Genomic DNA, 18,871 nt, shown 5'->3' on the forward strand with positions numbered 1-18,871 from the left:
TCAAACCTTGAAGTGGAGGTAGATTTTCTTCATATAGCAGCACTTTTTAGTGAAAAAACAATCGTTTGGTGGCGGGCAGTTTAGTCCCGCCGGGAAAACCGGTCGCGTATCCTAAATCACCTTTTGGCAGCAGCACTTTTACTGAAAATGCCCGATTTGTTTGTGGCTTTTATCCCATTTCGCCGAGTCCTGCCCGTTTGGCAGAAATGACGAGTTGAACCAATATTACTCGCTTAAAACAATTCGGCTCTGCCAAACCTTCAAAATTTTCCATCACAAGCTTCCGAAGTGTTAAAATTCGCAGAAACGTCTCCTGCCATAGGGCATGGAATGGCAAAAAAATGGTTCAAATGTTTAAAACAGGCAAAAAAGTATTTACAACGGTAGGAACAAATGTCGACTGTTTAACAATTTGGAGGCAATGTTCAGCAAATGTTAGAGAAAATTGCAATCGGTTGCATATTGCTTCTTTTAATGAAATGAGCCGCCATTCTGGCAGCTCATTTTCCGTTATCTTATTTTCTGAGTGAAGTTTGCGACTGTTTATCGCGGATTTTACTGCCGGCGGTAATTGCTTCTACCGGTACTTAAGCGGCTCATAGATCAGCACGAATTTCCAACCCTTTATAGCAACTTTGGACCACAACAGCACTATTGTGCTACAAACGTATACGTCTTACCCCCAACCGTTGGCAGGTCGTAAACTACCGTCTCCTGCAACGCAATAGGCTGTACCTTGGCTTTTTCAGAAATGATTGGCGTCGGTGTGGCGTCCACCTGGTAATATATATTGGCATTATTGCCGGTAGCAGGGCGTAGGCCTGTTCCACCGACAAGTTTTACCGCATTGGGCACCCGCAGCCGCAGGTTGCCACCCAGTTTTGACCGCACCACAGCTTTTACCAATTTGCCCGCTTTCCATTCCATTTGCACCAATTCGAAACCGCCGATGGCCTTAATGCCCCTAACGCTACCTGCTTGCCACACATCGGGCAGAGCAGGCAGCAGGTGCACTTCGCCCCCGGCGCTTTGCATCAGCATTTCGGTAATGCCCGAGGTGCAGCCAAAGTTGCCATCGATCTGGAACGGCGGGTGTGCATCAAACAGGTTGTTGTAGGTTCCGCCGCCACGACTGCCGGGTGTTACCGGCGATAACTGATTCTGAATCAATTTATAAGCATGGTTGCCATCCAGCATGCGGGCCCACCAGTTGACTTTCCAGCCCATGCTCCAACCGGTTGAAACATCACCACGATGGGTAAGGGTGGTTTTGGCAGCGCTGTGCAACTCTGGTGTACGATAAGCTGATATTTGGTTGGCCGGGAACAGTCCATACAGGTGCGAGATATGCCGGTGCTCATCTTTAGGATCGTCAATATCGTCCAGCCACTCCTGCAACTGACCATGTTGGCCAATTTGCATCGGCGGCAGCCGTTTGCGCAGCTGCTCCAGCGTGTCGCTAAAGGCAGCGTCTTTATTCAGAATTTTCGCTGCACGGATTGCCGTGGAAAACAATTCAAAGATGATCTGGTTGGTCATGGTGGTGCCGGCATCCAGCGAAGAGCCCTGGTGGGCAGCCGGCGCATTCTCCGGCGAGCTATCGGGGTTGATCACCAGCCACTTGTGCTTGGGATGTTCTACCAAAAAATCAACATAAAAAGTAGCCGCACCTTTTATAACCGGATAAATGTCCGCCAGAAATGCTTTATCGCCGCTATACAGGTAATGCTCCCACAGGTGCTGGCTCATCCAGCCGCCGGCAGCGCTCCACACACCCCAGGTAGCGCCGTCGATGGCGCCGGTGGCCCGCCAGATGTCGGTATTGTGGTGCGCTGCCCAACCCCTGGCGCCGTACATATCCCGCGCCGTTTGCTGCCCCGTTTGGGCAAGTTCGCGGGTCATGCGCAAAAATGGCTCGTGTAATTCGGGCAGTGCCGTTTTCTCCGCCGGCCAGTAATTCATCTGGGCGTTGATATTGATGGTGTACTTGCTGTCCCAGGGCGGATTGATCTTGTCGTTCCAAATGCCTTGCAGGTTGGCAGGCTGTCCGCCGGGCTGCGATGAGGAAATCAGGAGGTAACGGCCAAACTGGTAATACAGCGTTACAAAATTGGGATCGGCCACTTTGTTGAAACCTTTCAGCCGCTCGTCGGTGGGCAGGCTAGCCGCTTCGGTGGTACCCAAGTCCAGTTTTACGCGGTTAAAATATTTTTGGTAACCAGCCACATGCGTAGGCAGCATGGCGGCAAATGATTTTGCGTAAGCCTTATTCAGGAAATCCGCTGCTCGTTTGTCCGCATCGCCGCCTAGGTCGCTGTAATTAATAAAATTGGTAGCTGCCGAAATATAAATGGTCACAGCGTTCGCGCCTCTTACCATTAGTGCCGTATCGTTTGCCGTCAGCGTACCCCCTTCCAGTTTCATCCGAACGATGCCTTTATATTGCACCATACCTTTCACCGACTCATGGTCGGAGGTAATCCCGGAAATGGTCAGCTCTTTTGCAGGTGTGGTAGCAATGGTAGCCCGCTTTTGCGGCGTTGCAAAAGTGGCGCCAAACGACAGGCTCCCCGCTTTGTTGGCACTTAGCCGCATCACTACTACCCTATCGGGAAATGATGCAATGGCCTGCCGCGTGTAGGTGACGCCATTGGCCGTGTAGGTTGTTGTGGCAACAGCCCGTTCGATATCCAGTTCGCGGCGATAGTCCGAAAAATTTTCGTGTCCTTCAAAAGCCAGTTGCAGGCTGCCAATGGGTTCAAACTTTTGCCCGTGTGATTTTTTGGTGATGATCACCCGGTTTGCCAGGCGCTCCGCTTCTTTTTGTTTGCCGTCAAAAATGAGTTGTCGCACCAGTGCCAGCGAATCCAGCGCCAACGGGTTGTCGTTGCGATTGGGGCCTCCGCTCCAAACCGTATGCTCGTTCAACTGGATGAGCTCTTTTTCCACATTGCCATAGATCATGGCACCCATGCGGCCGTTGCCGATCGGCAACGCATTTTCCCAAACACGGCCCGATGGCTGTTTATACCAAAGCTTTAAGGGCTGTTTCGGCTGTGCCAGGCCGTTAGCTGCAAGGAGCATTAAAAAAAAGAGCACCAGAAAACCGCACTTGCGGCACGCATGGTTGATCATCATAGCAAAAAGGGTTGTTTCAAGATGGCTGCATCAAGGTACGCATGTGTACTGAACCATTCCGAAAATTAAAAACGAAAAAGTTTTTACCGAAGCAAAAACATGAGAAGGGAATGAGGCAAGACAACGATCACGATCGACAAGCAGCGATGCGCCGAATCCGGCAAAAAACATTGTTCACCGATTCAGTGGTCAGTGCAAAATTTTGCCCGTCGCCTGTTAACATCGACAAAGAGATATAAACACAGCGCACTATCGTTTTGATCCAATAGTGCGCTGTTATATTCCTTACTAATGCGAGGCTCTATGATAGTATTGGCTGCGGCTGCTGTTCTTTTCGTTTAAAGATGATTTATAGCGGCGCAGCTGCACTGGGCGCTCCTTTCGTTGCAAATTCAATTACATCCCAGTAAGCCTTTTTAGGCTGGCGGTTTACGTCGAACAGCAGCGGAAAGTTTTTACGGCCACGGCCATCCAGCCAGGTGTACTGGTCGCTCAGGTTCCAAAATGTAACCCCTGTAAGCTTGCCTTTATTTTGACGGAACACGTCAAAAATCATCTGGTATTTTTCACGTTGTGCGGCTTCCATTTCCGGAGTGTACACCGCAGTCGTATCGCGTTGGCCGCGAATCAACTGGCCGCCCTGGCGACCGGCGTATACCGAAACATCGAGCTCGGTTACCTGCACCTGCAAGCCCAGTGAGGAAAACATCTGAATGGATTTTTCCAGCTCTTCACGCGACGGGTTGTTGATGGACCAATGTCCCTGCAGCCCAACACCATGAATGGGCACACCTGCTTCTTTCAGGCGTTTTACCATCTGGAAAATCTTTTCCCGCTTCTTTGGATTTTCCGTGTTGTAGTCATTGTAAAAAAGCACTGCCTTTGGATCTGCCGCGTGGGCATACCGAAATGCTTTTTCAATAAACTCGTCGCCGGTGATTTTGGTCCACTGGGTGCTGCGGTAAAAAACAGAATCTCTGTCGTCGATCACTTCGTTTACCACATCCCATGCGTAGATGCGGTCTTTATAACGGTTCACAACCGTGTTGATATGGCTTTGCAAACGCTGCAGCAGCAACTCTTTCGAGGCATCGCCGCCCTCCGCGTTTTTAAACATCCAGGCCGGTGCCTGCGAGTGCCAGCAAAGGGTATGACCCCGAAGTTTCAGACCATGTTTTTTTGCAAAATTGGCAATAGCATCTGCATCATCCCAAAAGTATTCGTTCTCTTTTGGATGGATGGGTCCCATCTTCATTGCATTCTCCGCAGTAATGCTGTTGAAATGGTTTACGATCAACGCCGAGTCTGGCCCTTTCAACTGGCGTGGTGTAACGGCACCACCCACGAGGAAATAATCTTTGTAATAATCTTTCAACCCCTTGGGGGCGTTGGTCGCACTGCCGGCGTTCTTACTGGTACTGCATTGTACCAATGCAATGGGCGCAACGGCAGCTAAAAGCAATTTCGAAATGGTGTTCATGATGGCTATTCGGTCGTTTGGTGATGAATTATTATTTGGAAATTTTATCGGTGATGCGGAAATAATCAAAATCGGCATGGCCACCGGCTGTTTTAGTGGCGTAGTTGAACAGGGCAAAACGATACCCCATAAAATGCGGCAAGGTGTACGACATTTTCAGCGCCGTGCCAATGGGTTGCCAGCTTTTGCCATCGAGGCTGTAAAAAAACTGTGCAACATCTTTTCTGTCGGTAAAATCACACTCGGCTTTCAGGTAAATTGTTGATTGCGCCAATGGAATGCGGGCCGCTTCCACAGCCTGGCCCGAGCCTGCATTGATCATCACCAGCGATTTGGCGCCACCCGAAACCTGCACACCCAACTGACCATAATTCTTTTGCAACAGGCCAAGTCCAGCAAAGTCGCCGTCTTTCAATCCCGACACATCCAATGAAATTTCGCCGGAAGAAACTGGCCCAATGGTGCGTTGGGTCAGCGTATTTCGGGCCATATAAAAAGAGGTATCTACGCGGCCGGTGGTGATGCGCAAAAAGCCTTTGCGTGCCGACAACAACCAATTGCGGTTATCAGGGTTGTGGTTCCACTGCCATACCAGCCCGAACGGCGCCTGGTGCTTTTTGCGGGTAAATTCATCAGAAGCAACCAGCGATGGAATAAGCCCTTTGCTGGCAGGGAGATCGAGTGTTTGCGGCACTTTACCATCAACGCCCAGCACAGGCCAGCCGTCCTGCCATTTCACGGGCACCAAGTACGGAATGCGGCCGACCGCACCATAATCGCGGAACAGGTAGGCATACCACTCGCCATTCGGCATATCAATCAGTCCACCCTGCGCCACGCCCAGGTCCTGCAAACCCAAACGGCCTTCATACGGGCCGGTAATATTATCGGCGCGGTGAATGACCACAGTACGCATGCCATTGCGTGGCCATGTGATGTTGAACAGGTAATATTTACCCTTTATCTTAAACAGCTGCGAACCTTCCGCTTGCAGGTTGATGTTGCTACCTGCCGGTAGGCTTGCATTTTCGATCACGATTTTATTGAAGCCACCGGGCTTAATACCGGATAGATCTTCGTTTAATTCAACCAGTGTAAGCTTGCCGGCGCCGTACAGCATGTACACTTTTCCATCATCGTCAAAGAACAACGAATGGTCGTGCAGGCTGGGCCTGAATTCAATGCGTTTCCACGGACCTTTTTCAACATTTTTTGTGCTGTAGATATAAGTTTTACCCGTGGTGGATGCAAAAGTAGAAACGTAAAAAGTGTTGTTGTGATACCGCAGGCTGCTGGCCCAGGATCCGGCACCGTAGGCCGTTTTGCCACCCTCAAGATTCAGCGCATCCACATCGGCCAGCGTATCGTAGGCATAGCTTACCAGTTGCCAGTTTATCAAATCTTTTGATTTCATGACGGGCACACCGGGGCTCATGTGCATGGTGGTGCTGCTCATATAATACGTGCTGCCCACGCGGATAATGGCGATGTCGGGTACATCAGCAAAAATCACCGGGTTTTGTGCACGCTGCGCATTTGCAGCCAACTGCACTGCTACCATTAGTAGTGCAAACAGGCAGTATCGAACGGAAACTTTTTTCATTTTGGAAAGAACAGAAAAGAAATAAAAAGCACCAATTAATATTTGCGGTCAAATGAACAAACGACGTACACTCAATCCTCCACTTTTGCATCGTAACCCAGCAGCGACAGCATTTTCACTCCATATCTTGTGCCCAGTGTGCGGTAGCCGGCTGCGTTGAAATGCAGCTTATCGGCAGCAGCCGTGCAGCCTGTGGATGAAATTACATGCGCCGTGGGAATGGCTTGCGGCAACGTGGCAATGATCTTGTTCATGCTGGCACACTTGCCACCCTGGTCTTCGGCTACCAACTCACCGGCCAGCAGTGGCACAGCAGCGGGTTTCAGCTTCAGGTCTTGAAGCAAATTATTGTACACCACTTTTACTTTTTGCGGCCACAGGCTGTCGCCGGTGTTCGATTCGCCCTGGTGCAGCAAAATGCCTTTGATCACGCCATCTTTCTGCGCAATTTTTGCCATTTCCACCAATCGCTGGTACGGATTGCCATCGTACTCATTGGTCATATTGATCATCCACGGCGCGGCCGTGGTCAGGTAGCTTTTGTACTGCCCTTTATCGAACAGCTCAATTTTGCAACCGCCGATAGAAACGTTAATGATGCCCACACGAACATTTTGCGGCAGGTTGGCCACCAGGGTGCGGCCAAAATAATCAGCAGGTGTAAGGCCCGTGCCGCAGCGGGTAAGCGGCGGCGCAGCAGTGTACCACTTGCCTTTATCGCGGCGCAGGTTAGGGCAATTCACTGCCTCCAAAACGCGGAAGCGGCTGTCCACCGTCGTATCCTGCGGTTCAAAACGGGCATTGCCTTCCATATTCGACTGGCCGAAGGAAAGGAAAATATAAAAGTTGGGGTCTTGCGCCAACAGGGTTTGCGCAGCGCCAAACAGCAGTCCAAGAATGAGTAATCCCTTTTTCATTTTTTTTAATTGATCGGGGTTTGGGCCCCAACTTTTTAAGTTCCTTTTTATCCACTCCTACCGTACCGGCTTCACTCCTTCCGCAGTTTGCACAATTTTCTGGATGGTTCCGTCCGGGTTGTAGTACATGTAATCGATGCAAATTGACCTGCGGTAACTGCCACCAGTGGGCAGTGCACCGTTATGGTAAAAGAAATAGCTTTTGCCTTTGTAATCAAGAATGCCGGGGTGTGTGGTAAAACTGTTGGGCACATTTTCCTGTATAATTCCACGGTATTCCCACGGGCCCTGGATGTTGGTGGCAGTGCAATACTCGATCATCTCGGGTTTGGTGCCGGCACTGGCGTACACCAGGTAATACAGGTTGTTGCGTTTGTACACCCAAGGGCCTTCAATGTAATTTTTGGGTTTGAACACATGAATGCTGTCCTGCAGCTCAATCATGTTTTCTTTCAGTTTTACCCAGCGGCAACTACCGTTGCCCCAAAACATATAAGCCTGCCCATCGTCGTCAACAAAAACGGTGGGGTCAATATCATCCCATGCGTGTTTTTGATCGGTGGTCATTTCGTTTACAATTAGTGCTTTGCCAATGGCATCTTTAAACGGACCTGTTGGCCGATCGGAAACGGCTACACCAATGGCCGCACCGCCTTTACTCCGGTCGTCTGACTTATGAAAAGTGGACACAAACCAATAAAATTTGCCATTGCGGTAAATGCATTGCGCCGCATACGCATCGCCGGTAGCCCACGAAAAAGTAGCCGGCGAAAGCAGTGCACCGTGGTCCTTCCAGGTAACCATATCGGTGGAGGAAAACACGTGCCAGTCGGGCATTTTGTAATTGGTGGCGGTGGTTGATGCCGTGTCGTGGCTGGTGTATAAAAACACGGTGTCGTTGTACACGATCGGCGCCGGGTCGGCAGTAAAAACGTGCTTGATGATCGGGTTCTGCGCATTGGCGGTCAACAAAACCACGCTGGCAAAAAAGGCCAGTAAGATTTTTGATTTCATGTTTGTTTGTTCAATGGTTCAAAAATGCTGTTGGGTTCGTTGCGTTTTGTTCAATGCCGCTGCATAGCTGCAAGGCTATGAGCTTCTGCTCGATCATATGCCGGGATGCGTTGCCCGTTCCCGGCCCTTTGCTACTTTATTTGTGGTTTAATGTTTTGATAATTGCCGCTCAGGTGCATCAGGCTAAACAGGTACATCAAGCCATCGTAGTATGGATCAAAGTACCCGTCATCGTATGGCTCCAGTTTCGCATTCCATAATGCATGTACAAAATCGAGGCTTTCTTTTTCACCAGTCATCAAAGCGGTTGTTGCAGCTGTGCCCACCAGCCCGATGGAGTGCCGCAGTTTTTTTACCGGCCCGGCCTGCAAAATAAAATCAGGGCGGGTGCCGTCAACATTGAACTGGTCTTCAAACGTGTCAATGCCTTTGGAGCGTAAAAATGTTTGAAAACGTTTAGCATAATCCCTTTGCCAGGCCCGGTCCTTGCCAAACCACACATAATCCATGGCAATATTCATGGGCACCCGCCACGAGTCGTACCGGAAGCCGGGCGGCATCCAAGGCGTGGCATGCGGCGCACCGCTAAACTCGGTATAATCGTAATTAAGGCCCGTAACCGGGTGGGTGGCCCGGCGCCAAAAAACGCGGGATGTATCGGCACAGTCGCGGTAAAATTGCTCATGGCCGTCTTTGGCATATTCGGCCCACACTTCGTAAAAAGCAGGAACGTGGTACGATGGGTCGGTCCAGTTGTACATATCCCGCTCGGGCACGAACGTGATTTGTTTGTGCTCCGTGTTGATCAAATTATAAATGCCGCCGGTTCCGTCTTTTTTCCACATGGCATCCAGTATGCGGCGGGCTTCGCCGTAATAATCAATGCCGGTGTTGTTGCCCCAGCGGTTGGCGGCAAACAGCAGCGAGGTAATATAAAACAGCTCACCGTCCGAAGCGGAACCTTCCGAATTTTTCTTGAGTGTTTTCGGGTTGATGCTCCAGGCAAAATAGCCCTCGCGTGGACCGCTCTGGTGCTGCAGGTTTTTCTTCGACCAACGCCACAGCCGGTCAAACACATCTTTTTTATTCAACTGCACCGCCACCATCATGCCGTACGACATCCCTTCGGTGCGGGCATCGTTGTTTTTGATATCCGATACATAAGCCATCGAATCGCCAACTTCAAAATACACCCGGTTGGGGCCTTCAAAAACATCGTGATAAGCTTTAGCCAGTTTGCGATCGATATCAGCCTGGCTGTAGCCAGCCTCGCGAAATAAGTTCGGGTAAACGCCGGTATAAAATGCGGCGCCATTTGTTGTTGCAACGCTGGTTGTGCCAGCAGGTGCAGTGGGCTTGCAGGAAAAAAGAAAAAGGCCGGCAGCAAGCGGCAGCATATTTCTAAACAATCGTTTTGCGCGGTACATGTTCATTTGCTCAAATTACCTTAGGCGTTGTGCTTTACGCTATTGTTGTATATAATGCAATACAATTTCAAAGCGTAGAAATGACACAAAACCCTGTGCATATGGCCTTTAAATTATGTTGTAAATAATGGGTGCTGGGTAACCAAAATCAGGGGCGCTGCATAATGCTATGCACTACGGTCCTAACCCCATGTTTTACAGGATGTAATCTACCCGAACAGTAGGGATTACCATAGGTCAATTGTTGAAAATAGTATTACAATTGTTGGAAAACGCCTGAAACAATTGGAGAAACGGTGCACGAGACTGGCGGAGTTGTAAAATGCGCCTTTGTATCAGCAGATAATGTCGAAACCTTATGCGATAGAAAAGTGGAGACAAAAAAAGGGGAAGATGAAGAATCATCCTCCCGTAAACGTTTGAAATATGCAAAACAATACTTGCTATAAGAACTCCTTTGTTCACTAAAAAAGGAAGCCAAAAAATAGAGCAGTGTTCCGGGCTGATTGCACCCTCAAAAGCGAAAGCTTATTGGTGGAACGCTGCGATGATTCAAAAGTATGGCGGTTAAAATGCGTTATGTGCGATGATTGTTGAAGCTTATGGAACGAATGTTCACCTTGATGGAAATTTTGCCACGAATAGGATACATTCGTTTTAATGCCCGTATAAAGCACTTTTGGAGCTGGCAAAACAGGCCGGGAAAAAGCGAAAATAGCCTGCAAAACAAGGAAAAAGAAACCAAAATATTTCCATATGTATCCGTACTCCTTTTATAATTACACCGCAAACAATGTTCATAATAAAGAGGCGTTGTTTCTTGCACATTGCTTTCTTCCATAAAAACGATATTTGTAGTTGCATTGCTTTTGCCATCATTTTGCTACGTGTTTGAACATGCCGACCAGATTACTTGCTCCTCTCCTCCTTCTACTGCTTGCCTTGCCCATGATGGGTGCTGCCCAACAGGAGGACATTAATTTTACTTCCATCACCACTAAAGAAGGCCTTTCGGCCAATACCATTAATACCATCCTGAAAGACCGGTTTGGACTGTTATGGTTTGGCACCGAAGACGGCCTGGACCGGTACGATGGCATTAATCTTACCGTGTACCGCCACAAACCCGACGACCGGCAAAGCCTGCCGGCAAACGAGGTACTGGCCCTGCACGAAGATGAGCTGGGCAACCTGTGGATTGGCACCAGCGGTGGCGGCCTGAGCCGGTACGACCGCCAGAAGAATGTGTTTGTTAACTACCCCACCACGGGCCCCAACGCCCTCACCAATAAAGTGGTTCGCGGCATCACCACCGATGCCGGCGGCAATATTTGGGTGGTGCATTTTGCAGGGGTAAATATTGTAGATCCCGAGTCAGGTAAGGTAACCAACCTGCCACTGCCCGGTACTTCAGAGGACCCGGGTACACTGGCCGGCATTGCCGTTTACCGCGATCGCCGCGAACGCATTTGGGTTGGCACCAACCAGGGCCTTTTTAGATATAATGCCTCAAACCGGGCATTCACCGGTTTTTTCCGCACCCATGCCAATGCCACAGGCCCGATTGGCAACCAGGTAAACGTGATCACCGAAGACAGCAGCGGCAACATCTGGGCGGGTTCCACCAATGGCCTCAGTATGCTGCAAAAAGGCTCGGAAACATTTGTGCCTGTGCCGCTTTCGCAAAGCCCGGTTACGGGCATCAATGGCAACAGCGTGTTTTCCGTAGCAGTGGATGGGCCCAACCTTTGGCTCGGCACCGGTAATGGCCTGATCATTTTCGACACCCGCACCGGCAACAACCGCCAGCTGCGCCCCGATAACCGCAATATCCACAGCCTGACGGCTGCCGGCATCCGCAAAATTCACATCGACAAACAAGGCCTCTACTGGATTGGCACCATCGGCGGCGGGGTAAATAAATACGACCGAAACCTCAACCTGTTTAACCTGGTGCGCAGCAATCCATATGATCCGCGGGGCTTGAATGCACCGATGGTGCTTTCGTTTGCCGAAGCGGAAAATGGCAATGTTTATGTGGGCACTGAAGGCGGCGGGCTCAACCTGTTCGATGTTCAAACAAAGTATGTCACCCATTTTCCCATCCGCTCCAACCGGCCCAACGCTGGTCCCAATTTTACCATTTTAACCATGGAAAAAAGCAGCCGTGGACCGCTGCTGCTGGGCACTTATGGCGAAGGAATGTTTGTGTTTGACCCCGCCACCAAAAACTACCGGCAGGTATGGCAAGGCGGCAAGCCCGGTGACCTGAATGCCAATGACGTCTATTGTATTTTTGAAGACAAGGCAGGCAACATCTGGGTGGGCACCAACGGCAATGGCATCAATGTGCTGAATAAAGATTATTCAGTGGTTCGAAGATTTACGCCGCAACCCAAAGCCGCGATCGATAACTTTTTGCCTATTAATGGCTATATCCGCGATATAAAAGAAGACAGCCAGGGCAATATCTGGATTGCCACACACGGCGGCGGCATTGCCACTTACTTCCCGGGCTCGGGCAAATTCAATGTCTACAACACGGAAAACAGCAAGCTGGTCAATGATATCGTCGAAGCGCTGTTGATCGATTCCACCGACGGAATCTGGGCGGCAACTTTTGGTGGCGGGCTGGTGCACTACAACCAGAAAAACGGGCAGTTCCGAACTTTTTCCGAAACCGATGGCGTAGCCAACAGCACGGTGTACGAATTATTGATGGATGTTTCTGGCCGCATCTGGATCAGTACCAACAAAGGCATCAGCAGCATTGACCCGCGTACCAACAAGATCAATAATTACAATTACCACAACGGGCTTCAGAACAACAACTTTATACGCGGTGCCGGCTTGCGTTCCTCTAATGGCACATTGTTTTTTGGCGGCCTGGAAGGGTTCAATTTTTTCAACCCAAAATACCTGAAGCAAAACGCCAATGTGCCCAAGGTGCTGCTCACCGATTTGAAAGTAGCCAACCAATCGGTACGGCAATCGGAGAAAGGACCGCTACGAGAAGACATCACGATTGCAAAGGAAATTCACCTTGATTTTAAACAAAATTTTTCGATCAGCTACGTAGGACTGAACTACACCGCTACCGAACAAAACCAATACGCGTTTAAACTGGAAGGTTTTGATAAAGACTGGAACTATGTAGGCAACGCAACCACCGCATCGTACACCAACCTCGACCCCGGCGAATACACCTTTCGCGTAAAAGCCAGCAACAACGATGGCGTCTGGAACGAAGAAGGGCACACGGTTAAGATATTTGTACACCCGCCGTTCTGGCGCAGCAATCTTGCTTACTTGCTGTACACCGCTGCGTTCATCGGGCTGTTGTTGTACTCAAGGCACCTGGGCATTCAACGCATCAACCGCAAGTTTGCGCTGGAGCAGGAACGTTTCCGCGCCGAGCAGGAAAAAAAAGAAGTGCTGCGGGTACACGAGCTGGACCAACAAAAAATAAAGTTTCTTACCAACCTGAGCCACGAGTTCCGTACGCCCATTTCGCTGATCCTCGGTCCGGCCGATCATCTGCTGGCGCAGGAAACCGACCCGCAGGCAAAAAGCCATTTGCACCGCATTCGGCGCAATGCAAAAAGGCTGGTAAACCTCGTAAACCAATTGCTCGACTTTCGGAAAATGGAAGAAAAAGAATTGACGCTGCAACTCTTCGAAGGCGAATTGGTTTCGTTTGTAAAAGAAGCCGCCGACTCTTTCCACGACTTGTCGGAACGCAAAAAAATTGCTTTTACTTTTTCATCAGAAATAGCGGCATTGCACACCCGTTTTGATCATGATAAAATTGAACGCATACTATTCAACCTGCTATCGAATGCATTCAAGTTTACGCTTGAAGGTGGGCAGATTGAATTGACCATTAAAGACCCGGCAGCGCAACAGGAAGGCGATCAAAAATGGGTGACCATTCAAATAAAGGACACCGGCGTAGGCATTTCGCCGGAACAAAAAGACCGCATTTTTGAACGGTTTTTCCAGGCAAATTCGCCCGCAGCCATCCTCAACCAGGGCACAGGCATTGGACTGGCCATTACCAAGGAATTTGTGCAACTGCACGGCGGCACCATCGCGGTAGAAAGCGAGCCGGAAGTGGGCACTACATTTACCATTCAGCTTCCTTTTACCGAAATAGATGCACCGCAAACAATTGAATTGCCGCAACCTGAAGTGGTGGCAATAGTTGAAGAAACCGAAATGGACGAAGCAGGCGAAGCTGCCGTTGCTGAAGTGGCGTCGTTGGTGTCCGGCAGTAATGGCAAACCGTCCATTTTGCTGGTGGAAGACAACGAAGATTTCCGTGCTTATTTAAAAGACAACCTGCAATCGAGCTTTTGTGTGCTGGAAGCAGCCAACGGGAAGGAAGGCTGGCAAAAAGCGTTGGGCCAGCATCCGCAATTGGTGGTGAGCGACATCAGCATGCCGGTGATGGATGGCATAGAACTGAGCCGCAAACTAAAAGCAGACAAGCGCACCGGCCATATTCCGGTGATCTTGCTTACGGCATTGACTGGCGAGGAAGACCAATTGCGTGGCTTGCAAACAGGCGCCAGCGATTATATCACTAAACCATTTAACTACGATGTGTTGCATGCCAAGATCAATAATTTGCTGGTGCTGAATCAAACGTTAAAAACCACTTACACCAAGCAGATAAAAGTACAGGCGCCGGAGGTGCATATTGAATCGGACGATGAGAAATTGATGAAAGCGATAGCGGTTTACCTCGAAGAGAACCTCACCAATCCGCAATTGTCGGTGGAAGAATTAAGCCGCAATATCGGCATGAGCCGAAGCTCGCTGTATAATAAGCTGCTGGAACTTACCGGCCAGACACCGGTGGAATTCATCCGGTCGGTAAAACTGGAAAAAGCCGCAGTGCTGCTGGAAAAAAGCGATATGACGATTGCGCAAGTCGGTTATTCGGTTGGCTTTTCCACGCCCAACTATTTTGCCAAATCATTCAAGGCAAAATTCAACATGCTGCCCTCGGAATACATTGCGCTGAAGAAAAAGGGAAATGCGTAGTGTTGTAAAAAACTGTTTTCGTTTTAATAAAATTCGGTGCCAGAAAGCGAACAACTTTACAACACCTCCTACTCAAGGTTTACAAGCACCGTGATCAGCTCAATTTCAAATTTGCCGTAAACTAAATTTCGTTGATGCATGCCCTTTAGCATGCATCAACATTTAATATTTCTCAATCATCTCCAGCGTTTGTTGCTCTATTTGGTCCTGGCTGGCGTTGAACGCTATTTTTTTACTGCCTAACAATAAAATACTCAAACCGGCAACGCAGCAAAACGCCATCGTGCCCGCCATGGGCACAGCGGTGGCGTTGAACATCAATCCCACCATTGCCGATGCAATGGCGCCCAACACCATCTGGATAGCTCCCAACAACGCCGATGCGCTGCCGGCGTTTTGCTTGAATGGCGCCATAGCCAGCGCTGCACAATTGGGAAATGTAAATCCCTGGCAACTGAGAAAAAGAAAAATCAGGACAATGGTGCCCACCAGCCCAATGGTGCCGGTTACCACACCCACCAACAGCGAAATACCCACTGCAGATTGCACCATCAGCACGGTGCGCAGTATTTGTGCGCTGGTAAAATATTTAAGGAACAGGTTGTTCAACTGACTGCTGCCAATGAGGCCGGCTGCAACCAGCGCAAAGATCAGCCCGTAATCTTGCTCGCTTACACCGTACAGTTCCATAAAAACAAACGGCGAACCCGCGATGTACGCAAACAAGCCCGCCGATGCAATGGCGCCGGCAAATGCATAGGTGTTGAACTGCGGCTTTTTCAGTACCTCGCCATAGCTGCGCAGAATGGAACCCGGTCGTAGCGAGTAAGCTGGATTGGGGCCGCGGCTTTCGGGCAGCCACCGGATCACCGCAATCAAGATTAAAGCGGCGATCACGGCCAGCACCACAAACACTTCCTGCCAGCCAAAATGGGCCACGACGTAACTGCCCACCGTTGGTGCCAGTATGGGCGAAACACCCAGGATGAGGATGAGCATCGAAAATACTCGGGCACTCTGCTCCACCGGAAACACATCGCGAACAATAGCGTTGGGCGCCACCATGCCTACACAGCCGCCTAAGGCCTGCAGGAACCGGAACACGATCAACGCCTCCACCGATTGCGACAGCGAACAGCCAACTGAGGCGACTATATAAATGCCCAACCCGATGCATAGCGGCAGTTTGCGGCCGAAGCGGTCGAGCAGCGGCCCGCAGAGCAGCTGGCCCAGACAAACGCCAACAAAAAAAGAAGAAAGCGAATAAGCTACCCGCTCTACAGTGGTGCCGAGGTTAGTGGCGATTGCCGGAAAGCCCGGCAGGTACATATCGATGGAAAATGGTCCTATTGCAGATAGCATCCCAAGTATCAGGATGAGTACAGAACGGTTGTGTTGTTTCATTGGTTGTGCGGGTTTCAATGCACCCATTTGCTGCGCAAAACTGCCGCATATGCAGTTCAAAACAATCACCAATTTGTAATACCGCTAAAAATAGCCGCGGCGGTCCAGAAAAATATAGCGGAATATACAACTCGACTGTTTCCATCCGTAACTGCTGCTACGCCTGTAATATGGTAAAACACTACCATGCAAGCGGACCACGAAAAATGGAAAATTTTCGTTTTTTAACCTGAGGTTCTCATTAGATTAACGACTTTTGCGGCTTGAAGCCAATTGGGTCGCCGACCCGCCCAACGATGGGCATTATTGGCTTGTTAATTGCTTAGTTCAACTTTTCTTATGGTTTTTGTTATCGTATTTTTTATTGCCCACTGGTACCTATCGCTTTTTTCCCAAACATTTTTTCAGCACCGGTATGCAGCCCATAGGGCCTTTACTATGACTAAAGGCTGGGAACGCTTTTTCTTTTTCTTTGCGTGGCTTACGCAAGGCTCATCTTATTTGAGCCCACGTGCCTACGGCATTATGCACCGCATGCACCATGCTTACACCGATACGGAGTTGGATCCCCACTCTCCTGCTTACGATAAAAATATTTTCGCCATGATGTGGCGCACCAAAAATATCTACTCCGATATTTTGAGTGAAAAAACAAAAGTGGAGCCACGTTTTACCAAGAACGTACCCACCTGGAAATCGTTCGACATTTTTGCCAGCAGCTGGCCGTCGCGGGTTTTTTGGATTGGCGTATACGTAGCGCTTTACCTGCTGTTTGCGCCATCTGCATGGTTCCTGCTACTTGTGCCCGTTCATGCTGTAATGGGCCCGTTGCACGGTGTGATCATCAACTGGTATGCGCATAAATATGGCGAGGTAAATTTTGAAACAGACAACACGTCGAAAAACCTGTTCAAGCTTGATTGGCTGATGTTTGGCGAAGGCTACCACAACAATCACCATGTGCATCCAAGCCGCAGCAATTTTGCGGTGGAGAAAGGTGAGTTTGACCTGTGCTACCCGATCATTAAAGTGTTGGCAAAACTTAATATCATTCGGATGAATACGGCGCCGGCTTTGGCTGCGCATTGATGATATTTTATATCATTGAAAATGCCGGGCAATAACTGTCCGGCATTTTTTATATGCAAAACAATTAGGGGCTTAATTAAATATCCTTCCATGCATCCTGTAAAAACCGCAACCAATTTCCATGCATTACCAGTTCGATATCAGCATCTGAAAAACCTCGTTTCGATAAAAGCGCAGGCAGTTTTTGCAGGTCGCTGATCGTTTCCAAATCATAAGGACATTGCTCCCGGCCAAACGCACCATCCAGGTCGGAGCCAATGCCCACATGCCGCGCATTTCCTGCCAATTGGCAAATATGATCCAGGTGATCGACCGCCACTTCCAGGTTGCAGCCCATCCCATTTGGCGTTGACTTACCCCGCTCCCAGTTGGGCACCATCATCCACGCATCCAGTGCACCGCCAATAACGCTGCCTCTTTCAATCAGGGCTTTCATCATATCGTTGCTGAATTGCCGGTTGTGAGGCACCAGCTCCCGCACATTATTATGGCTGGCCCATACAGGCCCGTTGAAATGATCCAGGGCCTGCCAAAATGCATCGTCGCACAGGTGCGTTGCATCCAAAATCAAATGGAGCCGATCCATTTCGCGAAGCAGCTCCAGGCCGACAGCCCCCATTTTACCGGATGCATCGGTACCGTTGGCATAACGGCCAGGACCATAATGTGCGGGGCCCACTGCACGCAAACCATATCGCCATGCACGCTCTAGGTGTTGCACTGTTACCATCGAGTCGGCACCTTCAAGGCTTAAAATATAGCCTACCGGTAAATTTTCGGTTGTGGATGCCTGTTGCCACAACTGCAAGTGACATTTCAACGATGTGAGGTCAACAATCTGCACCATTTCACCCCGTTCTTCCATGGCTTTATACCAGGCCAGTTGTCCTTGCGTTTGCGCCCATGCCTGCTCGGCCGAATGCCAACCTGGAAGCTTATTCTCAGGAGCAACATAACGTGCAATTTGCGTAGCCACCACCAGTCCGATCTTGCCTTTGCGCAGTTCAGGCAATGATACCACAGCCCTCCCCCGGTCGGGTTTATCGGTCAGGTAACCCTCACGGCTATTGATCTGCGCTACCGGCTGCGTGAGGTCGCGGTTCCATTCCAGCGCATTCATGGCAAGGTCGAGATGGGCATCGATGATAAACATGTGGCGGCTGGGTGGGAGTTGCGAATGAGAAATGTATGTTTAAGGAAAACCTCATGATTGCTGAAGCATTATGCTTCCTCATGCAACTCAAACAAGGCTTCTATTTCTACAGGGATATTATCGGGCAGCGATCCAAAACCCACGGCACTGCGTACACCAATGCCGTTTTCGGTGCCCCAAATTTCGGCAAATAACTCGCTGCAGCCATTGATGACAAAAGGATGCTTTTCAAACTCGGGCACACAGTTGACCATGCCCAAAACTTTGATCACTCTTTTTACCCGATCGAGGCTGCCCAGTTGCTGGCGGATAGTGGCAAGAATAGCAAGGCCTACCTGGCGGGCGGCTAGTTTGCCTGCTGCTGCATCCATGTCTTTGCCAATGCGCCCAATGATTAGCGAGCCGTCATTTTGCACCGTGCCGTGCCCGGAAACATACAGGTACTTTCCATCAATCAAACAGGGCTTATACACACCTAGTGGTTTGGGTGGCGGGGGCAGTTCAAGCCCTAATTCTTGTAATGCTGCTTCGGCTGATTGCATGCGATGTATTGTTTGTGCAAGTGTACGCTTTAAACGGATAAGCAATTACGTACGT

At 49.8% G+C, this 18,871-nt stretch carries 11 protein-coding genes; 2 read left to right on the forward strand and 9 right to left on the reverse strand.

Annotated features, from left to right (window positions below; genetic code table 11):
- Positions 1–651: 651 nt before the first annotated feature.
- The 6 genes from DRJ53_RS04140 to DRJ53_RS04170 form a co-directional block, all read right to left on the reverse strand.
- A complete protein-coding gene (locus tag DRJ53_RS04140; protein WP_241558449.1) occupies positions 652–3,138 on the reverse strand; it encodes a glycosyl hydrolase family 95 catalytic domain-containing protein in 2,487 nt (828 codons plus the stop codon).
- A 349-nt stretch (positions 3,139–3,487) separates the two neighbouring features.
- Positions 3,488–4,618, reverse strand: a complete 1,131-nt coding sequence (locus tag DRJ53_RS04150; protein ID WP_114234276.1) for an endo-1,4-beta-xylanase — start codon at positions 4,616–4,618, stop codon at positions 3,488–3,490.
- Positions 4,619–4,649: 31 nt separating this feature from the next.
- The gene (locus DRJ53_RS04155) at positions 4,650–6,221 is read right to left on the reverse strand and encodes a glycoside hydrolase family 43 protein (RefSeq protein ID WP_114234277.1); all 1,572 of its coding nucleotides are present in this window, start codon (positions 6,219–6,221) and stop codon (positions 4,650–4,652) included.
- Between the two features lie 71 nt (positions 6,222–6,292).
- On the reverse strand, positions 6,293–7,138 hold the full coding sequence (locus tag DRJ53_RS04160) for a sialate O-acetylesterase (RefSeq protein ID WP_114234278.1): 846 nt from the start codon (positions 7,136–7,138) through the stop codon (positions 6,293–6,295).
- A gap of 57 nt (positions 7,139–7,195) precedes the next feature.
- A complete protein-coding gene (locus DRJ53_RS04165) occupies positions 7,196–8,152 on the reverse strand; it encodes a glycoside hydrolase family 43 protein (protein WP_114234279.1) in 957 nt (318 codons plus the stop codon).
- A gap of 131 nt (positions 8,153–8,283) precedes the next feature.
- Positions 8,284–9,585 carry a family 8 glycosyl hydrolase gene (locus tag DRJ53_RS04170; RefSeq protein ID WP_241558450.1) on the reverse strand — a complete coding sequence of 434 codons (1,302 nt, stop codon included), beginning with the start codon at positions 9,583–9,585 and terminating at the stop codon, positions 8,284–8,286.
- Between the two features lie 891 nt (positions 9,586–10,476).
- On the opposite strand from DRJ53_RS04170, the gene DRJ53_RS04175 reads away from it, so the two are divergent.
- A complete protein-coding gene (locus DRJ53_RS04175) occupies positions 10,477–14,628 on the forward strand; it encodes a hybrid sensor histidine kinase/response regulator transcription factor (protein WP_114234280.1) in 4,152 nt (1,383 codons plus the stop codon).
- A 162-nt stretch (positions 14,629–14,790) separates the two neighbouring features.
- Here DRJ53_RS04175 and DRJ53_RS04180 read toward each other — a convergent pair whose 3' ends face one another.
- Positions 14,791–16,032 (reverse strand): multidrug effflux MFS transporter, encoded by a 1,242-nt coding sequence (locus tag DRJ53_RS04180; protein WP_114234456.1) that lies wholly within the window; start codon positions 16,030–16,032, stop codon positions 14,791–14,793.
- A gap of 339 nt (positions 16,033–16,371) precedes the next feature.
- Here DRJ53_RS04180 and DRJ53_RS04185 point away from each other — a divergent pair, with 339 nt between their 5' ends.
- Positions 16,372–17,121, forward strand: a complete 750-nt coding sequence (locus DRJ53_RS04185; RefSeq protein WP_114234281.1) for an acyl-CoA desaturase — start codon at positions 16,372–16,374, stop codon at positions 17,119–17,121.
- 76 nt (positions 17,122–17,197) lie between these two features.
- Here DRJ53_RS04185 and DRJ53_RS04190 read toward each other — a convergent pair whose 3' ends face one another.
- Positions 17,198–18,274 carry a dipeptidase gene (locus tag DRJ53_RS04190; protein WP_114234282.1) on the reverse strand — a complete coding sequence of 359 codons (1,077 nt, stop codon included), beginning with the start codon at positions 18,272–18,274 and terminating at the stop codon, positions 17,198–17,200.
- A gap of 68 nt (positions 18,275–18,342) precedes the next feature.
- A complete protein-coding gene (locus DRJ53_RS04195) occupies positions 18,343–18,816 on the reverse strand; it encodes a RidA family protein (RefSeq protein ID WP_114234283.1) in 474 nt (157 codons plus the stop codon).
- Positions 18,817–18,871: the final 55 nt, after the last annotated feature.

The sequence above is a fragment of the Paracnuella aquatica genome (genome assembly GCF_003332885.2).
GTDB lineage: Bacteria > Bacteroidota > Bacteroidia > Chitinophagales > Chitinophagaceae > Flavisolibacter > Flavisolibacter aquaticus.

Bases quoted from the DNA above. Each gene is read 5' to 3' on its own strand.
- DRJ53_RS04150 (WP_114234276.1), bottom strand. From the start codon at position 4,618: ATGAACACCATTTCGAAATTGCTTTTAGCTGCCGTTGCGCCCATTGCA.
- DRJ53_RS04140 (WP_241558449.1), bottom strand. From the start codon at position 3,138: ATGATGATCAACCATGCGTGCCGCAAGTGCGGTTTTCTGGTGCTCTTT.
- DRJ53_RS04180 (WP_114234456.1), bottom strand. From the start codon at position 16,032: ATGAAACAACACAACCGTTCTGTACTCATCCTGATACTTGGGATGCTA.
- DRJ53_RS04170 (WP_241558450.1), bottom strand. From the start codon at position 9,585: ATGAACATGTACCGCGCAAAACGATTGTTTAGAAATATGCTGCCGCTT.
- DRJ53_RS04190 (WP_114234282.1), bottom strand. From the start codon at position 18,274: ATGTTTATCATCGATGCCCATCTCGACCTTGCCATGAATGCGCTGGAA.
- DRJ53_RS04155 (WP_114234277.1), bottom strand. From the start codon at position 6,221: ATGAAAAAAGTTTCCGTTCGATACTGCCTGTTTGCACTACTAATGGTA.
- DRJ53_RS04165 (WP_114234279.1), bottom strand. From the start codon at position 8,152: ATGAAATCAAAAATCTTACTGGCCTTTTTTGCCAGCGTGGTTTTGTTG.
- DRJ53_RS04185 (WP_114234281.1), top strand. From the start codon at position 16,372: ATGGTTTTTGTTATCGTATTTTTTATTGCCCACTGGTACCTATCGCTT.
- DRJ53_RS04175 (WP_114234280.1), top strand. From the start codon at position 10,477: ATGCCGACCAGATTACTTGCTCCTCTCCTCCTTCTACTGCTTGCCTTG.
- DRJ53_RS04195 (WP_114234283.1), bottom strand. From the start codon at position 18,816: ATGCAATCAGCCGAAGCAGCATTACAAGAATTAGGGCTTGAACTGCCC.
- DRJ53_RS04160 (WP_114234278.1), bottom strand. From the start codon at position 7,138: ATGAAAAAGGGATTACTCATTCTTGGACTGCTGTTTGGCGCTGCGCAA.